Annotated in this window: 14 protein-coding genes and 1 pseudogene; 10 read left to right on the top strand and 5 right to left on the bottom strand. The window is 56.9% G+C overall.

From position 1 onward, the window contains the following. Nucleotides 1-75 precede the first annotated feature (75 nt). Nucleotides 76-1,443 carry a polysaccharide biosynthesis/export family protein gene (locus JQ567_RS15035; RefSeq protein ID WP_212439544.1) on the bottom strand — a complete coding sequence of 456 codons (1,368 nt, stop codon included), beginning with the start codon at nucleotides 1,441-1,443 and terminating at the stop codon, nucleotides 76-78. Between the two features lie 361 nt (nucleotides 1,444-1,804). Here JQ567_RS15035 and JQ567_RS15030 point away from each other — a divergent pair, with 361 nt between their 5' ends. The 6 genes from JQ567_RS15030 (at nucleotide 1,805) to JQ567_RS15005 (ending at nucleotide 10,225) form a co-directional block, all read left to right on the top strand. Beyond that, a complete protein-coding gene (locus tag JQ567_RS15030) occupies nucleotides 1,805-3,298 on the top strand; it encodes an undecaprenyl-phosphate glucose phosphotransferase (protein WP_212439543.1) in 1,494 nt (497 codons plus the stop codon). A gap of 139 nt (nucleotides 3,299-3,437) precedes the next feature. Beyond that, the gene (locus JQ567_RS15025; protein WP_212439542.1) at nucleotides 3,438-4,637 is read left to right on the top strand and encodes a Wzz/FepE/Etk N-terminal domain-containing protein; all 1,200 of its coding nucleotides are present in this window, start codon (nucleotides 3,438-3,440) and stop codon (nucleotides 4,635-4,637) included. Between the two features lie 381 nt (nucleotides 4,638-5,018). Continuing rightward, nucleotides 5,019-6,356, top strand: a complete 1,338-nt coding sequence (locus JQ567_RS15020) for a lipopolysaccharide biosynthesis protein (RefSeq protein ID WP_249165472.1) — start codon at nucleotides 5,019-5,021, stop codon at nucleotides 6,354-6,356. A gap of 213 nt (nucleotides 6,357-6,569) precedes the next feature. Next, entirely contained in the window at nucleotides 6,570-7,718 is a 1,149-nt protein-coding gene (locus JQ567_RS15015; RefSeq protein ID WP_212439541.1) for a glycosyltransferase family 4 protein, read from the top strand. A 385-nt stretch (nucleotides 7,719-8,103) separates the two neighbouring features. Further along, complete coding sequence (locus JQ567_RS15010) at nucleotides 8,104-9,090, top strand: polysaccharide deacetylase family protein (protein ID WP_212439540.1); 987 nt, start codon at nucleotides 8,104-8,106, stop codon at nucleotides 9,088-9,090. Between the two features lie 139 nt (nucleotides 9,091-9,229). Further along, nucleotides 9,230-10,225 (top strand): hypothetical protein, encoded by a 996-nt coding sequence (locus JQ567_RS15005; protein WP_212439539.1) that lies wholly within the window; start codon nucleotides 9,230-9,232, stop codon nucleotides 10,223-10,225. A gap of 166 nt (nucleotides 10,226-10,391) precedes the next feature. On the opposite strand, the gene JQ567_RS15000 is transcribed toward JQ567_RS15005, so the two are convergent. Then, nucleotides 10,392-11,522, bottom strand: coding sequence for a hypothetical protein (locus tag JQ567_RS15000; protein ID WP_212439538.1), 1,131 nt, complete (start codon nucleotides 11,520-11,522; stop codon nucleotides 10,392-10,394). A 485-nt stretch (nucleotides 11,523-12,007) separates the two neighbouring features. On the opposite strand from JQ567_RS15000, the gene JQ567_RS14995 reads away from it, so the two are divergent. Continuing rightward, nucleotides 12,008-13,993, top strand: coding sequence for an alginate lyase family protein (locus JQ567_RS14995; RefSeq protein WP_212439537.1), 1,986 nt, complete (start codon nucleotides 12,008-12,010; stop codon nucleotides 13,991-13,993). 366 nt (nucleotides 13,994-14,359) lie between these two features. Continuing rightward, nucleotides 14,360-15,070 (top strand): bifunctional 2-polyprenyl-6-hydroxyphenol methylase/3-demethylubiquinol 3-O-methyltransferase UbiG, encoded by a 711-nt coding sequence (locus JQ567_RS14990; RefSeq protein ID WP_212439536.1) that lies wholly within the window; start codon nucleotides 14,360-14,362, stop codon nucleotides 15,068-15,070. A 180-nt stretch (nucleotides 15,071-15,250) separates the two neighbouring features. On the opposite strand, the gene asnB is transcribed toward JQ567_RS14990, so the two are convergent. The 3 genes from asnB to JQ567_RS14975 all read right to left on the bottom strand — a co-directional run bounded on the left by asnB (nucleotide 15,251) and on the right by JQ567_RS14975 (nucleotide 19,943). After that, nucleotides 15,251-17,128 (bottom strand): asparagine synthase (glutamine-hydrolyzing), encoded by a 1,878-nt coding sequence (asnB, locus tag JQ567_RS14985; protein ID WP_212439535.1) that lies wholly within the window; start codon nucleotides 17,126-17,128, stop codon nucleotides 15,251-15,253. Nucleotides 17,129-17,269: 141 nt separating this feature from the next. Continuing rightward, nucleotides 17,270-18,700: a glycosyltransferase family 4 protein gene (locus JQ567_RS14980; RefSeq protein WP_212439534.1), complete on the bottom strand. Its 1,431-nt coding sequence runs from the start codon at nucleotides 18,698-18,700 to the stop codon at nucleotides 17,270-17,272. Further along, on the bottom strand, nucleotides 18,681-19,943 hold the full coding sequence (locus JQ567_RS14975; RefSeq protein ID WP_212439533.1) for a nucleotide sugar dehydrogenase: 1,263 nt from the start codon (nucleotides 19,941-19,943) through the stop codon (nucleotides 18,681-18,683). Before JQ567_RS14975 ends, JQ567_RS14980 begins: the two co-directional genes overlap by 20 nt. A gap of 240 nt (nucleotides 19,944-20,183) precedes the next feature. Between JQ567_RS14975 and JQ567_RS38160 the strand changes: the two are divergent. Continuing rightward, nucleotides 20,184-20,782, top strand: a pseudogene (locus JQ567_RS38160) (transposase); the annotation flags it as partial. A 394-nt stretch (nucleotides 20,783-21,176) separates the two neighbouring features. After that, nucleotides 21,177-23,426 carry a heparin lyase I family protein gene (locus tag JQ567_RS14960; RefSeq protein ID WP_212439530.1) on the top strand — a complete coding sequence of 750 codons (2,250 nt, stop codon included), beginning with the start codon at nucleotides 21,177-21,179 and terminating at the stop codon, nucleotides 23,424-23,426. Nucleotides 23,427-23,538 lie beyond the last annotated feature (112 nt).

Genomic DNA, 23,538 nt, shown 5'->3' with positions numbered 1-23,538 from the left:
GTTTCTGCGAGAAAGCTTCGGCAGCCGCGCCAAGGCGTGTCGTGGCATAGACGAACGCCGGTGCCGCAACCCTCGTCACCTCCTCCCGACGCGCAGCGAATCATTCCCAGTCGCGTCGACCCGACCTATCCCTGACGGGATACTTGAACTGCTTAGGCTTCGGGGAGAAGCGTCAGGCCGGTCCTGGTATCGCAAGGTGACCTCGACTGCGTCACCCGGCTCCAACTCGGTATCTTCGCTTGCGATGATCCGTTCGTGGCCCTTGTCGCCTTTTCTAATGATCGCAATCTCCGTTTTGTTACCGCTTCCGCGTGCGAGCTGTGATCGAACCATCGTAGTGTACAGAAGCTTCTCTCCGACGCTCTGCAGCTTCTCGCGAATTTGGTTAAGCTTTACACTGGTGTCTTGCAGCTCACGGAGCAGATCGAGCCTCCGCTGATCGTCAAGCTTTGCCAGCCTTCTGGTGAGCTCGTCCTGTTGCTTCTTGGCCTGCAGTAGTTGCGCAGAGGTCTGCAGCTTCCGGGTTGACGACAGCAACACCGCGCGACGCGCATCCGTAACGCGAGGGCTGGTCAAGGACCCCCTGCCATAAAGATCGGACGCCTTTTGCAATTCTTCGAGGTCTGTGTGAAGTCCCTCTTCCTCTTTCTTCTGCTGCTCCGAGAGCACGCGGATCTCGTCGTCTCCCCGCCGGACGCCGCCCTGAAGGAACGTCTTCTCCTGCTGAAAGTCACTCAGCTTCGTTTTCAAATATTCCGTTTCTGCATTGACTATTTCCGAAATCGCCGACCGGGCTATGGGCACGTCCGTCAGAATACCTGGATTGAGCTGCGTCGCCTCTCCAAGCTCATTCTTGATGCGCCACATACGCGCCTGTTCTTTGGCGAGTTCTGTCCAAAGCGATCCGTACTCGCTTCTCAAATCCGCCGACTCGAGATACGGATTGTTCATTCTGATACGCATGACGTCGTAGCCGCCTGCCACAGCAACGAGCTGGCGCGCGGTGATGGACGGACGGTAAGGGTACTCGCCCGGCTTCGACACGTCCCCATTTACGTATATCGGTCTGTATTCCGCCACCATCGTCGTGACTTGATCCGCGTCTATCACGATGACGGCCTCGCGCTGTCGAAACACCTTGCTCGCCAGTGCGGCACCAATCTTGTCCCGGACCTGCGGCAAGGGCAGGCCGGCTACTGGAAGCATTCCGACCAGTGGTAACGAAATATTCCCGTCCATTTGGACGGCAGCACGATGCCGCAGCTCCGGCACGCCCGCCACCGAGACCTCCAGCACGTCTCCGATGCTTACCCGATATTCGGCCTTTGCTTGAGGAACGAAAATCGTGAGGCCAACGGCCACCAGGCCCCATTTGATGCTGCGGCCCAGGGTGCTGCCGAAGACATCGATATGGAAATCATTGCGCAGTCCGGCATTCGGCATGGTAGCAATTCCTGCTTGGACGTGGGGTCTATGGGTGAAGTTCTTCAAATCTCCTGATGGAAGGCGGCGCGCGCCTGCATCGCTATCGTCCGAGCGACCGTCCAGATAAGCGATCCGCACGACTTGCCGTTCTTTTGCTCCCCTCATTGGTGCTGTGCCGCTCAGTGTCTCCTTCGCCGCTCGATTGATCAGTGCTGAGAATTGCGAGCGGATTTCTTTCCGGCAATTTTAATCCCGCGTTGCCGCAGCTCAATCGACCATCGTGGTTACCCCTCCCTACCCATTTATTGCCAGTTCGAAGCGGCGACTCCGATGCTACTGATTTGGCCAGGGGGACGGAATGGCTGGGTGGCAGAGTGCGATGAGTTACGCCTCCTTTACCAATTTGCCGGCCTCTACACGTTCGGTCGGCGTCGGCAGGACACTCCCGGCACGCGTCGGCAAGAACCGATTAGCTGCCCTATTGGCATTGGCAGCAAGTACCGAATTCCTTCTCATAACTGTAGCGGCCTATTTCGCCGCTATCCTTTATCATCGGCTGATCCTGGGGCAGGTCCTGGTCTCGCCGGATCCCGCGAAGTACATTCAGGAATCCCTTCTGATTGCTACATTGGAGCTGCTCGTTTCCATTGCGCTCGGCCAGTACTCCCGGATCCTGACGCAGCCCCGCCACACGTTCCTATGGAGCGGCGCAAGCAGCGTCTTCCTCGCATTCTCCTTCTTCCTCTCGACGATATTCGTTCTGAAAATCTCCGAAGAGTACTCACGCGCCACTGTCATCGCCCAGGCCGTGAGCGTCCTCCTCGCGGTACTTGGCACACGGGCAATATGGTTCTCACTACTGCAGCCAGCTATTGCAGCGGGGCTGATCGACGCCAGGCGCATCGTTCTAATTGGAGACCAGGGTCACTGCCTGCAGTTCTCCGTTCGAGCGATGGGCACCGGAATTCGCACCATCCACTCGTTCGACTTTCCGACGGTTCGCACCGACGCCTCCGTACCGGCGCTTCCCGACGCTGCCCAAGCACTACTTGATGCGCGCCAGCTTGTCGCAAACTGCCGGCCCCTCCGAGCAGATGACATTGTGATTTTACCTTCGGAGGCGGACGTTCCGTCTGCTCTCGCGCTTGCCAGCGCCCTGTCAGACCTCCCGGTTGACGTTCACGTCCTTCCGGTTGGATCCATCGATCTCATGGCCGTGTCGCGGATCACTCAGTTCGGTGACATGGTGACGATGCGGATCTTCCAGTGTCCCCTCGATCCTTTCAACCGGGCAATAAAGCGGGCATTCGACGTCGCCGCTGCAATCGCCGGGCTGATTATGGTTAGCCCCCTCTTCGTCATCGTTGCGCTCGCAATCAAGCTCGATTCCCGCGGGCCGGTTTTCTTTCGCCAGACACGGCACGGCTACAACAACGAGCCGATTCGCGTGCTGAAATTCAGATCGATGACCGTGATGGAGGATGGCGACAATTTCAGCCCTGTCACCAGACACGATCCACGGGTGACCCGTCTGGGGCGCCTCTTGCGCCAAACCAATGTCGACGAGCTTCCGCAGTTGTTCAATGTCCTGGCCGGTGACATGTCGCTGGTCGGGCCTCGCCCACATGCGACCGCGCAAAACGAGGTGTTCGTTGAGCTGATTTCGTCATTTTCCCGTCGCCATAACGTCAAGCCAGGCATTACCGGTTGGGCTCAAGTCAACGGGTACCGTGGCGAGACTGATACCCTCGAGAAGATGCAGCGTCGTGTGGAGCACGATCTCTACTACATCGACAACTGGTCACTCCTTCTCGATCTCAAAATCATACTCATGACCTTCTTTTCCAGAAAGGTGTATTGGAACGCCTACTAAGCGACTCCAGCTGCCGCATCTTCCGCCAGCTGACTTTTTATTTGGTAGTTCGCACAGCGCAACAGGCTATCCGTGGTATCCCATTAGCGCCCGTTGTGCGGAACCGCGGTAGTACAACTAGCAGGGCTGGGAAGTGAAAATGCTGCAGAATTTTAGAACTGATAGCTCCGCAAATCAGGACACTATGCCGCCTGAGTCTCGTTCGCCTATCGAGCCCCTGCTGGAAGGGTTTGCCTTCATACGGCGGCACCTCGCGATCATGTTGCTGGCGTGTCTTGCAACGGTTAGCGCCGCTCTACTCTACCTCGCTATTGCAGTACCGACGTATACCGCCACCGCGAAACTCGTCGTGGATGCGAAAGCGACTCCAGGAGACACAGCATCCGCGTCAACGATGGTGGAAGGTCAGATCGCAGTCATAAAGTCTGAGGGTCTCGCTCGCGCCGTGATACGGAAGCTCGGCTTAGCAGAGGATCCGGAATTTGCCAGGGGCGGCCTGCGCAGCACGATCAAGTCGACATTCCGGATGCTCGGCTTGGGTAAACCGGACACGGAATCCAGCGTGATGCGACGCGCTCTCGAATCGTTCGATCGCAAGCTTTCGGCCAAGCGCGTTGGCACTACGTACATTGTCGAGATTGCCTTCGACTCCGTCGACCCTGAGCGCGCGGCCCAGATCCTGAACACCGTTGCGGAGATGCATATTGCGGCGCAAATGGACGCAAAGATCAAATCCTCTTTGCGAAGTGAGAAATGGGTCAGGGATCAGATAAAAGAGTTAAGCAGCCAAGCGTCAGCCGCCCAAAACGCTCTGGCGAATTACCGTAAGAACAAGAGCAACAGCGCGGATCCTGCAGAGCCCGCCGATCCGGGAACACCCCCATCGCAATTGACGGCGAAAACGCAAGGTGACCTCTCCGAACTTGAAGCCACCGCGGAATCGACCGCAAAGGCTTATGATAATTTTCTTCGTGTGCTGCGTTACATGGAGGCGCAACAGCAATCCTCGCCGACGCTACAAGTGCATCTGCTGATCGAAGCGGCCCCTCCCATGGACGCCAGCTCGCCGAAAGCGGCAATCGTACTTGGAATATCGATCGTGGGAGGCGTGCTTCTTGGTGTCGCTATCGGAATGCTGCGCGATCTGTCGGATCGAGGATTCCTCCGCACCAGCGGGGACGGCACCATGCCTGTGGTGGTCCTTCAGCAAGGTGAAGCGGCTCTGGCCAAACAGAACTATACACCCGCTGCCTTGTCGACGCTTCGACGCCAGAACCCGAGGGAGGAGCCCGGTGGGGTAGCGGAGCACGGCGGAATCAGGCGCGGCCTGGACGCGTGATCGAGTCCAGAGGATGACGACGTCACGGCCTGGCTCGGGCACAGCGGTGGTTCAAGGTAGCGATGTTTCGGCCGGCCGCCTTTCGGAACGAACCGGAAGGGGTAATCCAAAAGGGTCGCGGCCCGATGCGGTAGCACGAATATACTCGATGGGACGTCCTCGATATAACAAACTCATTGTTGATTTTTTATCGTCGGCGCCAGCCGTAGATGTTCACAACGGCAGATCTCCTGGACTCCTGCTCCTCATCATCGAGTGGAGCCGCCCAGGGATTGGCTTGGTAGAGCACGCCCTCGGCGCAGCACGAAGCGTATATAGCAAGAAGCGTACATGGCAGTTTGCTTTGTGCAGTATTCAAATGAAGTGAATCGAGGGCCTTGGATGCTTGGATCCCTCTTCGGGAAGTCTGTACTGGCCTTCGCTTATCGTTGCTCTGGTGCAGTGGTAACATTCGCCTTTGGCGTCTGTTTTGCCAGGATGATGAGCATCGAGGAGTATGGCGCCCTCATGTCGCTGATGACCTTCGGGTTGATCGCCTCGACGATTGGCCTCGTCGGTCAGCAACTTCTTGTGGTACGGGAATTACCAAGTCTCGCGGCCCGGAAAGACTATCCGGCGATCGGCTCGATCGTCTCAAGCCGGGTTCGTGTGACATGCGTGGGCAGTATTGCAGCGACCGTGATCGCGCTCCTGATATTCGTCGTCGCTCACGGCCGGGGAGGAATATTCGGACGCTGGGAGTATTCCGCGAGCTTGCTTCTGATACTGCCGTTGGCATTGATCGAAATGCAGAGCTCGGTCGGTCGCGCGCTCGGCTCCGTCTACCTCGCACTCGTGCCGAAGGACGTGTTGTGGCGATTGCTCATCATACTGCTCGGCGGAGCTCTCTTCGCAACGTATGGCCATCCGCTGAAGGCGGCAGATGTTCTCGTGATCGCAACCGGCGTCCTGATCCTGCTGATCGCCATTCCGGAAGCTTACCTGCGACATCTCGCCGACGGCCATAATAGACTGTTCACCACGGCGGCGAGGCGATCGAAGGAGGGCATTGCCGACACCCTCTCCACTTCAGCACCGTTCTGGGTGACCAGCGTAGCCCTCGTCCTGTTCGTTGCAATCGACATCGTCATCGTCTCGGTTCTGGTTGGTCCAGAATCCGCCGGATATTACTACGCCGCCAATCGGATCGCGCTCCTTCTCGATTTCTTCCTGGCGACCTTCTGCGTTCCCGCCGCACCTCTCATCGCGCGCCTGTTCGACGAGGGACGTCGCACGGAGATCACACGTGTCATGTCGGGTGCGACACTGGCTGCCTTTCTCGCAGTTCTTGTGTGCGTTGTGGCATTGGCACTGGTCGGCGACATCGTGTTGATGGTGTTCGGACCGAGTTTCGTCCGCGCTCACGGCGTCCTGATGGTCCTGTCGGTCGGTATGCTGGCGTCAACATACTTCGGCGTCGGCACTATCGCACTGAACATGACCGGGCATCAGCGGGCCGCGATGTACATCATGGTCGTCACTTCCGCGTTGGGGATCGTGGCCATGATCGGCGCGACCTGGAAGTTCGGGATTTGGGGAACGGCGGTCGTTGTCGCCATCGCGTGGGTGGCGAACAGGGCATCGATGGCGGCCTACATCTATGCGATGGAAGGGATCGATCTCACCGCCACCACGACGCTGCTCAATGTCTTGAAACGCACAAAACGGGTTACTGCATGAAGGCGAACCGGGGCGCATTCGATCACGAGATTTCAGGAAGCCGGCTTTCGATTGGGCCGGTGAGGCTTCCCACCGCCAGGACGCGGATGACCGGGCAAGTGCCGTACCGCCCGGATATTGCGCGGCTTCGGGGATGGTGCCTGGCGAGCGGGCTGCAATTGCGACGGACAAATGATGGATGAACGGTGGCTGACTGAGGTCTTGCAGAGACAGATGTTCAACAAATTTCACAGACAATCGGCGGCGCGGCTCAACGTCGTGGTGGTCACCCCCCTTGGCGAAGGAGGGAAAGGTGGAATCGATCGCATGATGGATTCCATCCGGTACGAATTTCGCGAGGACCCGCGCGCCGATGTTGATCTTCGGTTTGTGGTCAGCCGCGGAGCGAATATTTATCTGTCACCCGTCGTGTTAGCCTGGGCCCTTCTTAGAATAATTTACCTGCAAGCGTCGCAGGGGATCGATGTCATTCACATAAACCTTTCTGCAAATGCAAGCGCATACCGGAAGTTTATCGTTGCGGCAGTCGCGTCAGCGTTGCGCATACCCTACGTCGTCCACCTGCATTCAGGTGAATTCGGTCACTTCTGGGACTCGTGCAACGGATTTGCGCGCCGTCGGATAGATACTCTGTTTTCCAAAGCCAAATTCGTAATAGTTCTTGGTCGGGTATGGTCCGATTTGATCGTTACAAATTTGCCGGAACTGGCAGACCGCATAATCATTTTGCCCAATTCGACCAGGAAGCAGCGACATGATTTTCGTGCCGATGGCCCGGTCAGACTCCTGTTTCTCGGTCGTCTTGGTCCAGCCAAGGGAATTGGTGAGCTCCTCGATTCGTTCGAGATAATTCGGCATCGCAATGACTGGCAAGCAACACTTGCCGGTGATGGAGCAGTGACCGAGACCCGTATTTTGGTTGAACGCCTTGGGCTTGCCGGACGCGTGAGCGTACCTGGATGGCTCGATGATGGCGGTGTAACGGCTGAACTACAGGCGGCTGATATTCTTGTCTTGCCGTCCTGGGTCGAGAACCTGCCAATGTGCGTGGTGGAAGCTTTCGCTCATGGACTAGCCGTTGTGTGCACTCCAGTCGGCGCCTTGCCAGAGATTGTGGAGCACGAAAGGACAGGCCTTTTGGTACCTGCGAAGAATGCCCCGGCCCTGGCGCAGGCGTTGGAGCGGCTTCTAACTGATCCCGCGCTTCGTGCCCGGCTCGGGATTCAAGCGCGCGCCCAGCATGCCATCCGATTTGAGATCGGCGCCTACGTCGATAAACTCGTAGGGGTGTGGCAGGGAGCTTCACGGACGGAAAGGCGCCGGGCCGACCCTTCAAGCTCGATGACGGCCGGCGCCCGGTGATCGCCAGCATCATTTGGTGGCCAGCATAATACAACGATCATTGGGGTTGACCCACATGCGCCCAAGCGCGGGTTCCGATTGGTGAGATCGCATCGGGGCAGATCATGCCGAACGGACGAGCGTTCCTCATAGTGTTAACCGGCGGGTTGACGCGGCCTCGTTGTATGCGGGTCCCGACCACCTTCAGGAGTACCCACAATTGGTAGCTACTCAGCTACCGGTGAACCCGTTGATGTGTTTTTATTCTCAACGCTATTGCCTACACTTGCTCAAATGACGTCGGCACCTCCAGGACGACCGTAACGGGAGGAGAGGTAACGGGTGGATTCGATCCCGAGTAGCTGTCATCGGCACCGGGCATCACGCACCCGCTGAGTGGGTCCTAATGAACCAGATTCTGAAAGATTGCCTGTACTACGGCGCGAGTCGAGTTGGAGAACTGCCTTTCTTACGCGCACGCTTCGCGGCTAGAGCCGCTATCATACTATTTCACGAGATACAGCGGGATTGTCAGCCTGAATTGATGACCGGAACATCAGCTTCGCTTTTCGAGTATTCACTCGATTGGCTGCAGCGAGAAGGATGGTCAATCGTCAGCCTGGATGAGTGTCTTGAGAAGCTGGCAAGGAATGATCAATCGCGCCGTTATGCCGTTCTGACTTTCGACGACGGCTACCGCGATAATGTCTCGGTGGCGCTTCCAATCCTCGAGCGGCATAACGCGCCGTTCATGATGTACGTGCCCACTGGCGCCCCAACGCGAACCATGCATTCGTGGTGGCTCGGTTTGCGAAAATTGTTTCTCTCGAGAGACAAGGTTACAATCGACGCATTGGGCCGGCATTTCCATTGTTCTGATATCCGAAGCAAGACGTCGGCATTGACCGAGGTGAGCCAATGGGTTCACCAGGATTACCGGCGCAGCGCAATGCTCGCGCCGACGTTTAAAGAGAATGGGATTTCGCTAGCGGCATTGAATGACGAATACTTCCTGGACGAACGCGAGCTTGGCATTCTTGCGCGTCATCCGCTCGCGTCAATCGGCGGCCATACGACCTCACATGCAGCGCTTGCGACCCTGGACGAGCCTTCAGCGCGGGCCGAATTGGCCGATAACCGTGGCTATCTTGAAAATTTGCTTCAATTGCCGATTCGGCACCTTGCATATCCGTATGGCGGTCCCACAGCGTGCGGTCCTCGTGAAGAGCATCTGGTGAACGAAGTCGGTTTTCAAACTGCGGTAACAACGCGACAAGGGCGGTTGTACGATCACGAGGTGAATCAATTTGCACTTCCGAGAATCGGGTTTAGCAGTCGTTCGGGCTTCACGGCTCGAATGAGCGGCATCATCGAAGCGGTGCAGGCGCCATGACCTTGCCCTCACGGTCTTCATCCAGTTTGACGTTCGATCTGGGCAAGTATGAAGCGTGGCCGCTTTTCGGACGAGCAGATCATCGGGATTGGTTATCGACGTTTTCGGACTCGCAAAGGCGTACACTAGCAGGTTCAGGATGCCGGACGAAATTGCTCTCAGCGTGAACCAGTTTGATGGGTCAGGATTACTCTCACGGACGGTCAGTTCGCTAAAACTTGGCTTGATCGCCCGCATCTGTTTGGGCTTGAGTCCTCTCCTTCTTGTCCTTGGACCGGCGTCGCCCAGCGATGCCCCCCAGCTTCTTTTCAAGTCGAGCTTCGAGGGGAACCTGCTGTTGGGTGAACCTTATGATTGTGAAACATCATGTTGGCAGGACATCAAGGGTTCTGGTTCAGTGACCGGCTATAGCTGGCCACCCGAGATTTGGCAGGGCGGCGCAAAGCTTCAACTACTCGCCGACACGCCAGTTACGCCAGACACGGTCGGCACGTATGTCTTTAATGAACTCCAAAGAGTCATGGGGCCTCACGGTCGGCCAACCTCGGTTCTGTATAGTGAGGTACGGAAGCACGGCGGCAGTTCAACACAAACCCCGTACCTTCTCACGCCCTCCACCACCGCTTTGCAAGGCGACCTTTACGTCAGCCAATGGATCAAACTTCAGCCTGACCTTCTGGAACGGCTTGGGCCCAACAGCTGGTGGGTGCTCTTCGAATGGAAGACCAATGCACAGCAGAGGCTGATTACTTATATCTGCACCGACAGTATGAATAAGCCTTACTGGTATCTGAAAACGGACGATCTTTCGGGTGGTATGACCAAGGATTTCTGGCAAATTGCGAACCGCACCGCTCCGGTGCCGATCGGGGAATGGTTCAGGTTCGAATTTTTTTGGCACCGGAGTTCTCAAGGCGACGGTCGCGCATGGCAAGCCATCAATGGACAGATAGTGTTCGATCGCTTCGGACCATTGCTTGGCGGAAACGATCCCATAGACCGGATTATGCTAACGCAAGTCTATGCTGGTGGAACTCTGCCGTTGTATCAGTGGGTAGACGACATCGAAATATGGGATGGATTTCCCTGCGGAGACGGCGCGCCCTGTGGGACCAAGGCGACTGTCCCCCGATGACGAATGCATGTGAAATGTGGCGGCGGACCAAAGCGCGTTGTCGCAGACCGCCGCAAGGCCGACGGTGTTCAAGCCGATGATCGCCGCATCAAAGACTTCGGTGGCTCAAAGTCACAAATCGATTGCCGGAGCTCATCGTATGTCACATTCAACGACAGCATCGAGGTCATCCACGTGCCGGCAAACCAGGCTGCCTGATCACCTCATCAACCACGACCCCGGATAGCTCCTTCTGTCTTTTCCCGGCCATGAAAAGCACGAACAACAGATTGGACTGATGGAATATCACACCGTTCGTGAAAAAGAGCACGAGGAATAACGCAATGCAGGGCATCCTGTATTCAGGATCCAGGCGCGACAGGATCACATACCATGCATAGAGGACGGCTGTTGTGCCGGCGAGTCCGTAACAAACCATCAAGTTGAGAAGGTCGTTATGAGCAGACAACGGGAAGGATCCATATAGCCAGATCGCACCACGCCCGAACAGCAACTCCAACAACGATGACTTTTCCAGCATTTGACCATAGTAGAGCCAGATTTCGTCGCGCCCGCTCGTCAAATTGGTGGTGTCCTGCTCAAAGAAATCTCGATCTCGATAGAGAATTCGTTGGAGGAAGGCGTCCATCAGTTCGGAGTTCGACAGAAGAAAGGCGATACAGGCGCCCGAAACTACAAGCGTCACCAGAAACGCTCTCAAGTTGAACGAGCTGTATTTCTTGATCAAGAATGCCAGAAGGAAACCCAGGAGGGCGGATCGGACGTTAAAGGCGGTTAGCAAGATCAATGCAACGATCGGAAAGCCGATCCATTGATTGATGATCAAAATTGAAAACTTGGCTATCGTCTGGGCGACGACATGGAAAGGTTGCTCATTGAGGCTGGTCAACAGATCTGCGTCGAGCCCGCCCTCGCGCAGAAAGAAAATGAGCAATAGCCCGCACAACAAGGGTGTGCCAAATATCAAAGCCCGCTTGCGTAAAACGACAAAGATTGACGGCTCGCATCGCGACAAGAACAGCAGGAATATGATCGGCAACAGGACTGTTACAGAAAAATAGAGTTGCGGGGTGGCTGCTGCAGGTATCCAGAGCAGGTTGACTATCACCAGCCAGAAAACGGCAAGGCAAATAGCCATGTCCCCGCGAGTGGTTCCAGATAGAGCAATCTTTATGGTCGTCAGCCCTAACGCCAAAACGACATAAAGAGCCACCACCACTGTTCCCTTGTCCTCGGGACTAAGAATATCGGCGGCGCACCTAAACATAAGGAAGAAGAACAGCGCGTTCACAAACATCCGCGGGCGCTCCCTAGGGGGTCGCAACTTTCAAGTTCTGGTTATCTTTTATGAGTTTTTGCTGGCAATTGCTACCGGGAGACGGCGTATCGAGGCGAGCGTGGAGTCTGCCACAACCTCTCGAGCAGAGCGATACGCCATGAAGGACTACCAACATTGTTCCGTTCCGCTAGCCCGAAGCGATCGCGGGTTGTCGGATCGAACGATGGCATCGAGGTCATCCAGATGCCGGCAAGCCACGCCGCCTGATCGCCTCGTCACCCAAACCTCGCATAGCTCCTTTTCCGGTGTTCTGCAGCGCAACAATGGGCTTCAGTCACCGAGCACTTTTTTTGCTTTGGTCGCATTGGGCTGGCATCACCGTGAGCGGGGGCCATGACGCACTGCGAGTATTCGCGGCGCCCGGTCAGTCACGTATTTCAAGGCGAAACGGTATCAACTATAGTAGTTGCACAAATGGATGGTCGGTGGTCGCAGCAGTCGACATGAAAAGCATCAATGATCTGAAACTGCTGTCGAGACCCGTTCTGCACCGGTTAGCTTGGTATCACGCCCGTCTTGCAGCAATGGCCCCGGCGGAGATTGCTCACCGGCTAGTTGAGGCTGCCGCCAAGCAGGCTTCTCGTCAGCGTAGTCGCGGCTGGGAGGCAGTTGAGCCAGTTGGTTCGTTGGCGATGACGCCCGGCGTCGCCTCCCGGATTCGCGCCGCTCCGCCGGATATCTCTGCGCTCATCGCACGCGAATCCGACTACGTCCGCACAGGTTGTTTTCATCTCCTCGGTGCACGATGGCCAGAGCCGCCTGTCATGCCGGCTGACCCCGGATTCTGGCGCATTGATCCCGACGATGGCCAACCATTTCCGCAATGGGACGCCTTCACCTTCGACATTTCTTTCCGACATGCCATAGGCACGCGAGAGATAAAGCGCATCTGGGAGCTCAATCGGCTGCAATTTTTAGTCCCGCTTGCCGCCGATGCAGTGCTTAGGAATGATCAGCAGCCTACCCTCTTGGCTATTGGTCTGATCAGGTCATGGATGGAGGGCAATCCACCTTTTCGTGGCCCAACCTGGAACTCCGGAATTGAACTCGCGCTTCGCACCATTTCCGTTGCCCTCACGCTTTCCATCATTGGGATAGAACGCCTTGACCCCGCCACGCGCAGTGCGGCGCTTCGTTTCTTCTTTGCACATGTGGACTGGATCAGGCGATTTCCATCGCTGCATTCTTCCGCGAATAATCACCGGATTGCCGAACTTGCAGGACTGATCGTCGGTTCGACGATGGCTCCAGGGTTTCCCGGTGCAGTCACATTGCGCGAGAATAGCTGGCGCGCGCTGCTCGTCGAGATCGATCAGCAAATTCGTCCGGATGGCGTGGGTGCCGAACAATCTCCCGGCTATACTGCATTCTCGATCGAGTTGTTCCTCGTTGCGGCCACTGCACTTGGATACGAACGCAACCTGCCGGCAGCTACCATGGACCGGCTCTCGGCGTGGGCTGAGCATTCTCTTTGGCTGATGGACGCCGACGCAAGAGTACCTGCGATCGGCGATTTCGACGATTGCCGTGTGATCGCGACGACGCAAGCGCCCGAGCCAAAGTACGTCGCGTCCCTTGTCGCGGTAGTTTCGGACTGCGTAGGCCGCCCGGATCTCGCTCCACCAGCCAAGGACCCAAGTATTCGCGATGCAGTTCTGGGATCCGCCAAGGTATCACCAGCACAACCGTTTGGAGTACGTTCATTTACGAGCGGGGGTTATTCGGTAATCCGAAGCAGCCACAAGGCACCTACAGTTCTGACGTTTGATCATGGGCCAGTCGGCTACTTGTCGATCGCCGCCCATGGCCACGCCGACACCCTCGCCATCTGGCTATCGGCAGGCAACCAGCCTGTCATCGTTGACGCTGGAACATACCTGTATCATTCGAGCAGGGATCTGCGCGATCTGTTCAGGCATACCTCAGTTCATAACACTTTGACTCTTGACGGCACCGGATCAAGTCGCCCTTCAGGTCCATTCAATTGGGCGACCAAGGCCAACGCGCGCCTGGTTTCGTCCGAAAGCGCCCCGGTTTCGCGTATTGCCGCGGAGCATGATGGCTACCTCGCACAATACGGTCTTGTACACCGGCGAACGGTGCAGTTTGACGGCGCTTCTCGCTTCACGATCATTGATGAACTTATCGGGGCCACTGCCGATAAAGACGTTACCGTATCTTTCCTGCTCGACCCTTCCTGCCGATCAACGGTCGATACGGATCGCAGGGAGGTCCTGATTGTCAACAACGAAGGTCACGTCGCACGGATCGCAAGCACTGGTCCGCTAAGAGCCAGGATTGTACGCGGCGATGAAACAACAGGCATTGGCTGGCTGTCACCGTCCTTCGGCGTGCGCCTCCCTACGGATCAGATTCTTTTTGAAGGTCTTCTAGAAAGTCCCTCGACGATCACAATTTGCGTCGTGTAGGAGCCTCAACAATACTGCGTTCGAACGCAGCTGGATTGGTGCTTATTCTGATGGACTCGCTCCGACCACTCAGCGAGGAGGCCGCCCCTCATATTGTTGATGGTTGCTGCCGTACGATAACCAACCGATTTAGACCCACTCCGCCACGTATGGAAACACGACACGCACGGCAACGGTTGCCACGAAGGGGTAATCAGAAAGGGTTTTAGCCGCCCCGCGATTTACGGAATAGAGTTACGTACCAGTATTCAGGTGATCCTTTTGCCTTCCCGGAACCTGCACGCGTCGAATGGGATGCTTCACGAAACGTTCCGCTGGTGGCCAAAGAGGAACCGACGCCTGATCGCATGAAGGGGTTTGTTCAGCATGTCCGGACTCGCCATGTCGGAACACGATATTGATCCAGTCTACCGTGCACGGGAGGCTAGCAAGAGCTTAGCTCTTGTCGATATCATAAAAGACAAAATCCGCATGCCAATAGACGACATACTCGTTGTCGGTTGCGGATCAGGGCGTGAAGCAGGTCTTCTCGCACGAGGACTTAAGTCCAAGACAGTGGGGATCGATATCGGAGGTGAGTTCTCGTTCGATCATGCTGGATCCGCGCCGGCAAGACTATTTGAAATGGACGCCAGAGAGCTCCAGTTCCCCGATGGTGCTTTTGATTTTGTTTTCTCATTCCATGCTCTAGAGCACATTCCTCATCCCGAAAAAGCACTCGCAGAGATGGCTCGTGTTTTGCGATCAGGTGGAACTTATCTAATCGGCACTCCAAACAAGCGTCGGCTGATCGGCTACGTGGGCTCAGCAACCTCGATGAAAGATAAGATCTTGTGGAACTTCGCTGATTTCAAGAAACGCTTGAAAGGCGAGTGGAGCAATGAAGCCGGCGCTCATGCAGGTTTCACGCAACAAGAGCTCTTCGATCTATGTTCTGCGGCGTTTGGCGGCAATCCTATCTCTGTCTCCGATCAGTACTATTCGAGGCTTTACGGAAGACTTGCAACAGGGTTGAGCTTGACTGGAATGCATTCAATCCTTTTCCCATGTGTCTACGTTATGGGGAAGAAGGCCTGACACTCCGATAGAATCCGCTGGAATACCTGTGGGGCGGGTGATACGGCGGAGTGTAAGGCTGCCCATTCGCTAAATTCCGAGCCAGCTATTCAGGTCCAACGCCATGCCAGGTGCGTAGCGCCGACGCGAGCCAGCGTCGAAAGTAACTCGATTGCCCAGGCGCGGCAGACGGTTTCATTTTCACGTTGCTATCCTGAAGGTACGCAAGAAGATCTCGAGATTTGTCAGTGACCAAAGAATTCTTTCGTGGTTCTGTCGACCGTTGAGGTGCTCTGTTACAAGCCTGCGAAGCTTGGGGCCGCTTATCATTTTCGCTACGCTGGACGCTTCACTCACTAGCATGTCCTGTACGAAATCACGGTAAGGGCCTCTGAACCATTCTCCAATCGGTACACGGAATCCAACCTTTCTCCGCCGTACGATTTCCGGTGGCAGGATCTTGTCCATTGCCGCGCGCAGCACCGTCTTGCCGCCCTTGCCTCCCGTCAGAAATTCGTCCGGGAAACGCGCTACGACGCTGGCCAGCATCGTATCCATAAATGGCATCCGGCCCTCGATCGACCCCGCCATCATCATTCGATCGCCGCGTTCCAACAGGTTGTCTGGAAGCCATGATGTCTGATCGAAGAATAATGTACGCCGCAGGCTAGATTCTGCCCCCGACGAATATGGGAAGAGATCAGGCGGCGTTGCCGAGAGGAGCCGACCCAGCATTGCTTCGCTTTCACCAACCGAAAGGCCGCCGAACCATACTCGCATGCGGTTCACAAGGTCGCGCTCGCCCGCGGCCAATGCAAGGATCTTCACACGCCGCATCCCATAGGGCAATGAACGCACCAGCGGGTAGATCAGCCGTTCGTGCAACAGGTGCGGCATCAGCCATTGGTACAGACCTATCCACTGCTCAGCCCGATGCTTTGGATATCCACCCATCAACTCATCGGCGCCTTCTCCCGTGAGTACCATCTTCACGCTCCTGGAGGCCATCTCCGAAAGCATGAAGATCGGGACGTCGGATGCCTCACTGACGGGAGCACCACGACGCAATACGGCGGTCGACCAATGCTTCATGAAGGCGTCGGGTTCGACGAATAGTTCATTGTGAACGGTAGCAAACCGACCTGCAATGACGCGCGCATGATCGAGCTCCGAATACTCCCCTTCGCGAAAGCCTACCGAGAACGTTCGTACAGGCTCCGCGCTATGCTTAACCATGGTTGCCACGACCGCCGACGAGTCGATACCACCCGAAAGATAGGCGCCGAACGGCGCGTCGCTACGCATGCGAATGCGAACGGCCTCATCGAATGTCTCTTCGAACAAACGCACTGCATCATCGAAAGACTTGATGTCCGGCACTGTCGTCGCAACTGGCGGCGTAAAGTAGCGTGTCGTTTTCAGCGTTCCGCCCTGCCATACGGCATAGTGGCCAGGCTGCAGCTTCTTCACCGCATCGAAGAACGTGGAAGGTCCCGGAACATATCGATTAAGAAGATAGTGGCCGAGCGCTTCGGAATCGAACGTCCGGTTGAAGCCCGAAAACTGAACGAGCGGCTCAATCTCCGAGCCGAAGAGAAGAACACCCTGCATCTCGGCGAGAAACAGTGGTTTTTTTCCGAAAGCATCGCGGGCAAGTATTAGCCGCTGCTCTCGTTCATCCCACAGCGCAAAGCCGAACATGCCGCGGAATCTTCGTACTGCGTCGAGTTGCCAGGCGCGATATGCTTCGATAAGCACCTCGGTGTCCGAGTTCGTGCGAAACCGATGGCCGAGGGCAACGAGTTCCTGCCGCAGTTCAATGTAATTATAGATTTCGCCGTTGAAGATTAACGAGAAGCGGCCATCTTCACTCGTCATTGGTTGCGCGCCGCCACCGATGTCAATAATCGAAAGCCGGCGGTGGCCGAAGCCGATCTGAAATCGCTCATCGGACGTCTCGTGAAGCCAGTAGCCCGAGCCGTCAGGTCCCCGGTGAAACATCAGATCGGTAAGACTGATAAGCGTCTTGCGATCCTGATGCTTCCCTGCCCCAAGAACCCATCCAAATATCCCACACATGGCTAATATGCCCTATCTGGACGGCAATCAAACGATAGCCGACATATGCTCGTTCTGGGCACCGCTACGATGAAGCCATCAATCAAGACGAACAAGGCCAGACGACCGAAGGAATGGTTGCCCGTAGCGAGAGCGCCGGCATCAGCCCGGGCTATCGTGTCGGCTCAATTCGGGTACGGCAGCGCGTCGCTGGCGGCCTGGTGAAAATCTTAGATTGAATGCTTTCTCATACGCGCCCAGGAGATTTGCCGTCTCGTGGTCCCAGGCAAGCTCGTCATGGATCCTCTTCCGGCCGAATGCGCCCATACGGTCACGCCGCACCGGATCATCTACAAGCTCCAATACCTTGTCGCCGAAGTCCGCCGTATCGGTATTCCGTGCATATAACGATGCCTCTCCGGCCGAAACGCGCCCCTCGGTGAGGTCAAACTGGACAATAGGCTTACCCAGCGCCATGTACTCCATGATCTTGTTCATCGTTGATTTGTCGTTCATCGCGTTGGGGCGATCGGGATTCACGCAGACGTCTGCTGTCGAGAGTATTGTGAACAAGGTTGCATCATCAACACGGCCGGTGAACGTGACCAAATCGTCCAGCTCAAAGGCCGTTGCAAGTTTCTTGACCTCCTCCAGCTCCGGCCCGCTCCCGACAATGACGAACTGGACGTCATCGCGGTTTCGTCTCCTGCGGATGTGCCTGATCGCTTCCAGTAGCAGATCGATCCCCTCTTGTTTTCCGATGACACCCACATAGGCGACAAGGAACTTCCGCCCGTTCTTCCAGGCCGGGTCTGGTCGAAGTGACCGAACGCGCGAAAGGTTTGGACCGGAGCGCACCACGAACACGCGATCTGGGTTCATTCGCCCTCGCTCAAGGGCAACGGCGCGATATGATTGGTTTGTCGCTATTGATACGTCAGACAATGCGAATGTAATGCGTTCAAGCAGAACCATAACCCGCCAGAGAAAGCCACGATGTCCGAATTTTGCTTCATAAAGTTCCGGGTTGATATCGTGCTGATCGAAGATGAAAGACTTTCCAAATAGAAATTTGTGGAATGCACCAACCACGAAAATGAGATCCGGCGGATTGCAAGCGTGGACGACATCGAACCCGCGCGTGGTGAGAACTTTCACACTCAGTACGAACTCCCAGAACAGTGCCGCGCTGTACTCGGCGAGATAGCCCAGCACCCCGCGTCCTTCTCTCGGCAACCAGTGACGATAGACGGCGATTCCGTCGATGATTTCAAACGACGCGGTCGCGCCCGGTCCCTTGGGACAGATTATGGATACTTCATAGCCATGCCGCGACAATGTGCTGGCCTCCGACCACACCCGGCGGTCGAACGGCACTGGCAGATTTTCGACGATCATAAGCACCCGGCGACGTACCGACCCATCGATCCCGGGTTGGGCAGCCGGCGCGGCGTCAACCAAATCCGCCGAAGCGGCATCCGAACCAGCCAATTTGTGAAGCTCGCGCTTGACGCCAGCCGACTTGAGAGAGTGCGCCAGACCCGCTTGGCCGAGACGGCTTGCACCGCGACCGTCACGAAAGTGTGTTAACATCGATGACCCGCCTGGTGCGTAACGCCATTTGCTTCGCCCATCCTCTGGTGTCGATGACCAGGTCGAACAGCTCCGACTCGGCGACCGCCTTTGAGACCAGCAGTTTGCGGAGTGCGGGCAAATTCGAGAACGCATAGCCAAGATTCTGGCCCAATAATTTGGACGGCTCGACGTGAGGATCGTAGATCGACAAGCCGATATGCGACTGAAGGAATTTGCGAGCCAAGTCGATATTGGGACTCTCGCGAAGATCGTCGCTGTTATCCTTGAAGGCGAGCCCCAGCATAAGCACCTGTCCGCCCGCCCGGACTGTTTTCACGCAACTCTCAAACAGAAAATTCTTGTGCGCGTCATTCGACCTCAGAAGCGAATCCACAAGGTGGGTATGTGCCCCCACATCGCTTGCGATGTATTGGAGCGCGCGAACGTCTTTCGGCAGGCATGAGCCGCCGAATGCGCCACCTGGCCTCAGATAATATGGCGAGATGTTGAGCTTCGTGTCAGCGACGAAGATGTTGTGGACGGTGGCTGCGCTGATATTAAGCTTGTCGCAAACGCGACCAACTTCGTTGGCAAACGCAACCTTTAATGCATGAAACGTGTTGTCGACGAACTTCGTCATCTCTGCCGCGCGATAAGTCGTATAGAAGACGGGCGCCTTTATTCTTGCGTTCAACTCGTCAAGAGCTGAGCACCGTCCCCCATCCTTCGTCCCAATCACGATCTTCGGCGGATTGACGAAGTCTTGGATCGCTACCGATTCACGCAGAAACTCAGGGTTGTACACCAGCTCGACCAGATCCATCCTGTCTTTCAACGCTTCCTCGAAGATCGGGAGCACCAGCTCCTCGATCGTGCCGGGTCGCATCGTCGAGCGAAATACGACCGTCAACGTCGTCGTTCGAGCGGGGCCGACCAGCTCCGCGATCTGATGGGAGACCTCCACAATAAAGCTCATATTGTGAGACCCGTCCGGCGCACTGGGCGTTCCCACACAGACTATGGCCATGTCGCAACTGTCGAGATGCGGGCTCGCATCCTTCGTCGCGCGCAGCAAACCTTTCCTGATCGCACGAGCCACAAGCTCATCGAGACCGGGCTCCGTGATCGGCGACTTACCGGCGTTGACGATCGCCACTTTTTCATCGCTGACGTCAACACCAATGACTTCGTGGCCATCCCTGGAGAGGCAGGCGGCCGCCGTCATGCCAACATAACCAAGTCCGAACACTGCAATTTTCATCCTGCTACAATAGCCTTGGCGCCCGCCAGGCAAGTGTAAGCAGAAGGGTTGTAACCAGGGGCTGAGTGGGTACCCAATTGTGAGTACGTCGGTGACGCGCTAGGTCTCGATCGCTGCCGTCTAGGCATACAAGCAACGCGAACGCCGGGCCCGACCACAACCGCAATCGCTGCGGAAGCCAAACGATCGGCATCGCTCGATGGATCCGGCACGACAGCTGCTCTTTGACGAAGACTTCGCGAACTGCTCGTGAAGATGGTGCTGGTTGGCTACTGCTGCGGCATCCGTTCCGAACGGCGGTTGTGCGAAGATGTGCACGTGAAGCTGGCCTACCGCTGCTTCTGCCGGTTCGGCCTCGAGGGCGCGGTACCGGACACTCGACCTTCTCCAGGAATAGAGCCCGCCGGAGAACGCCTTGAGCTCTCTCCCGAACGCATTGCGGCCGACAGCGCCTACGGGTCAGCCGAGATGCTGGGTTGGTTGGTAAACGAGCGGGCGATCGAGCCGCACATTCCGGTGTTCGATAAATCGGCCCGTGCCGACGGGACATTTCGCGAGAAGACTTCGCCTACGATCAACGACGCGAAACTTACATCTGCCCAGCCGGCAAAGAGCTGACCTCGACCGACACTCTCGTGGATGATTGGACAACATTGCTTTATCGCGCCAGCAAACCCAACTGCGACGCCCGCGAACTTGAGCCCCGTTGCTCTCCGAAGATGCTGACCCCGCGTTCGATCTACGAATGCGCCGCACGCGATATCGCCAGGATCGATGCCTATGTGACGTCGCGACGTGAACGGGAGAAGATCGAGATGCTGTTCGCACATCTGAAGCGCCGTCGTTTTCGACCTCCCGCAACGCTGACGACGAAGCAATTTGATGGAAAAATCGCGCGTGTGCCTTGAATCGACCCGATATGCGCACGTATTGGGCCCACATACATGGGTATAAATCATACTTTGAAAGTTTTTTCGCCATTTTTGCTTATTAACCAGCCAGCCAGCAGTCGGGGGGGCGAAATCCCACTGCTTTGAAATACCCTCGCGGTTCGAGGCGCAATGCTTTGAAATGCGTTCGTGGTGCTAGGCGCCGCGAGCAAGCGGTATGTCGTGCGCCAACTGCACGGCAGTGAAATATCCTCGCGGTTCGAGGCTGCAATGCTTTGAAATGTGCTCGCGGTGCCAGGCGCTGCGAGCAGCAGTATGTCGTGCGCCTACGTGATGCACGGCAGTGGAATACCCTCTTCAACGTCAAAAGGATAACGGAATGGCTTCCGCACCTGTAATCAAGTCGATCTCTCCCGATACCCTCACTGTGGGTGACAGAATCACCAGCGACAATGAGCTAACGGTGGCTGGGACGGCTGGGGCAAACAGCACGGTAAACGTATTCGACGGCACGACGCTTCTCGGCACGACCACGGCGAACAGCAGCGGCGCGTGGGCCTTTGCAACCAAGCCATTATCGGATGGCGTTCACAGCTTCACCGCGACGAGTGCGGATGCAACCGGCACGAGTCCGGCGTCGGCGGCCCTCAGCGCGACGATCGTGCCGAACATCAATTCGTTCTCGGGTGCCACTGGTTCCAGCGTAACGATCGATGGGATCAGAGCGGGAGTCCAGAACGCGAACGAGTCATGGAGCCTGACATCGCCGGATACCCACACGCTTCGATTTTCGCTCCGCTCCGGGGATAATTGGAGCACTTCCGGCTGGAACGACCTTACGCAGAATAACGGGGCGGAGCGTTCCGAGATCAGGCTTTTGCCGGAGTATGCGCAGCACACCCAGATAAACGTGGATTACCAGCTTACGGTGCAACCCGGCGCCACGAATACCGCATCGTGGATGCTCCTCAGCCAGTTTCACGAAACGCCCTCGGACGGTCCGCCTCCCTTCGCTGTCGAGATGGTCGGCGAGCGTATGCGGATCGTGTTGCGATATCAGGAGCCGGGCCAGTCGGGCACAACGACAAAGGTGGTCTATACGGATCCAAACCCCATTCAACGGGGGCACTCTTATGACATGAACATTCAGGTCAACTTCGACAATACCGGAAATGGCTATCTCAATGTTTGGAGAGATGGCGTCCAGATTGTCGACTATAACGGGTCGATAGGATACGAGAGCGGGCAATCCTACTATTGGAAGGAAGGCGTCTATCGTTCGCCGGCGGCTGAAACAATGACGGTCGATTTCAGCAACTTGCACATCACGACCGGGTCGGCACCGGCCCCCACCGTACCGACGACGCCAACCACGCCCACGAACCCGACCACCCCGGTAAACCTCGCGCCGACAGTGACGCAGGCCTCCGCTTTACCGGGGACGGGAATCGAGCATGTCGGCGATACCATCACGTTGACGCTCGGCTTCAGCGAGGCCGTGACGGTCAGCGGTACGCCTACGCTGTCGCTCAATGATGGCGGCAAGGCCACCTATGTGGGTGGGACGGGCTCGAATACGCTCACCTTCAAAACGACTGTCGCGGCGACCGACACCGATACCGCCGCGCTTGCCATCACCGGCGTCAATTTGACCGGCGCGAGCATCAAGGATGCATCCGGCCTGGCGGCGAACCTTTCGGGCGCGTTGAAGACCTTCACCGGTCTCCAGGTCGATGTCGATCCGATCTCACCGACGACCCCGACCTCGCCGACCAACCCGACGACCCCGACGTCTCCATCCTCGGTCGCGCCGGTTCTCGCCGTCGCGGATCCCACGCTCACGGTGGCCGGCAGGGGTGGCACGATCGGCCTCGGGGTGAAGGTGTCAACGACCGATCCCAACGACAAGGTGACCGTGAACATCAGGGGTTTGGCGTCGTACGAGACGATCACCGACGGCCTCGGTCACACGTTCAGTGGTAGAAACATCACCTTGACCAAGGAGCAGGTTGACAGCGGACTGACGCTGCACAACTACTACCGAGGCTCGCGTGATCCGGTCGACACAATCTGGTTGACGGCAACCGCCAAGGACCCGGTCACCGGCGCCATTACGACATCCGCGACGCAGAAGATGACGCTGTCGGATGCTCCGTCCGCGACCACCACGACGCCGCAGACCTCCACCGTAACGCCGTCTGCGACCTCTACCTCGAGCCCGATCATCAGCACGGTGACGGCGCCGCAGCCGATCTCCGTGACGGATGCTCCTCCGGCGACCACCACGGCCACAGCACCTGCGACCACCACGACCGCAGCGTCTTCGACGAGCCCGGGTTCGGCGCTGCTTAGCCGCATCGGGGATTTCGCCGCCGGCGGAGTTGCGACCTCTACGCCGCAGGTGATCAATGTGGCCGATCTATCGCCCGCGACCAGCAGTCCCGCAGCGTCCCTGGCAAACCAGAGCTTTGCGTTGCTGAACCAGTATATGGCCGCCAATACCGGCCGGGTCGATCCCGGTCAGATTGTGGCGGCTACATCGAATGGCACCACTTGGGGTCAGGATTCGTTCCTCACCAGACCTCCTGCCTGATCCGCTTCCGCACCCGGGCGCTCGTCGCCCGGGTGCGCCGACTTCGAAATTTGGGAATGCATGAGAAGGAACATCGGAAGCGGTCGGTAGCCGCGAAGGGTTGAGTAAAAGA

The organism is Bradyrhizobium sp. AUGA SZCCT0431 (assembly GCF_018131065.1).
Taxonomy (GTDB): domain Bacteria; phylum Pseudomonadota; class Alphaproteobacteria; order Rhizobiales; family Xanthobacteraceae; genus Bradyrhizobium.
Note: the sequence above shows the minus strand (reverse complement) of the source record. Positions and strands in the feature narration are given on the sequence as shown.

Coding starts and splice junctions, on each gene's coding strand:
- JQ567_RS15035 (WP_212439544.1), bottom strand. CDS start 1,443: ATGCCGAATGCCGGACTGCGCAATGATTTCCATATCGATGTCTTCGGC.
- JQ567_RS15030 (WP_212439543.1), top strand. CDS start 1,805: ATGAGTTACGCCTCCTTTACCAATTTGCCGGCCTCTACACGTTCGGTC.
- JQ567_RS15025 (WP_212439542.1), top strand. CDS start 3,438: ATGCTGCAGAATTTTAGAACTGATAGCTCCGCAAATCAGGACACTATG.
- JQ567_RS15020 (WP_249165472.1), top strand. CDS start 5,019: ATGCTTGGATCCCTCTTCGGGAAGTCTGTACTGGCCTTCGCTTATCGT.
- JQ567_RS15015 (WP_212439541.1), top strand. CDS start 6,570: ATGTTCAACAAATTTCACAGACAATCGGCGGCGCGGCTCAACGTCGTG.
- JQ567_RS15010 (WP_212439540.1), top strand. CDS start 8,104: ATGAACCAGATTCTGAAAGATTGCCTGTACTACGGCGCGAGTCGAGTT.
- JQ567_RS15005 (WP_212439539.1), top strand. CDS start 9,230: ATGCCGGACGAAATTGCTCTCAGCGTGAACCAGTTTGATGGGTCAGGA.
- JQ567_RS15000 (WP_212439538.1), bottom strand. CDS start 11,522: ATGTTTGTGAACGCGCTGTTCTTCTTCCTTATGTTTAGGTGCGCCGCC.
- JQ567_RS14995 (WP_212439537.1), top strand. CDS start 12,008: ATGAAAAGCATCAATGATCTGAAACTGCTGTCGAGACCCGTTCTGCAC.
- JQ567_RS14990 (WP_212439536.1), top strand. CDS start 14,360: ATGTCCGGACTCGCCATGTCGGAACACGATATTGATCCAGTCTACCGT.
- asnB (WP_212439535.1), bottom strand. CDS start 17,128: ATGTGTGGGATATTTGGATGGGTTCTTGGGGCAGGGAAGCATCAGGAT.
- JQ567_RS14980 (WP_212439534.1), bottom strand. CDS start 18,700: ATGTTAACACACTTTCGTGACGGTCGCGGTGCAAGCCGTCTCGGCCAA.
- JQ567_RS14975 (WP_212439533.1), bottom strand. CDS start 19,943: ATGAAAATTGCAGTGTTCGGACTTGGTTATGTTGGCATGACGGCGGCC.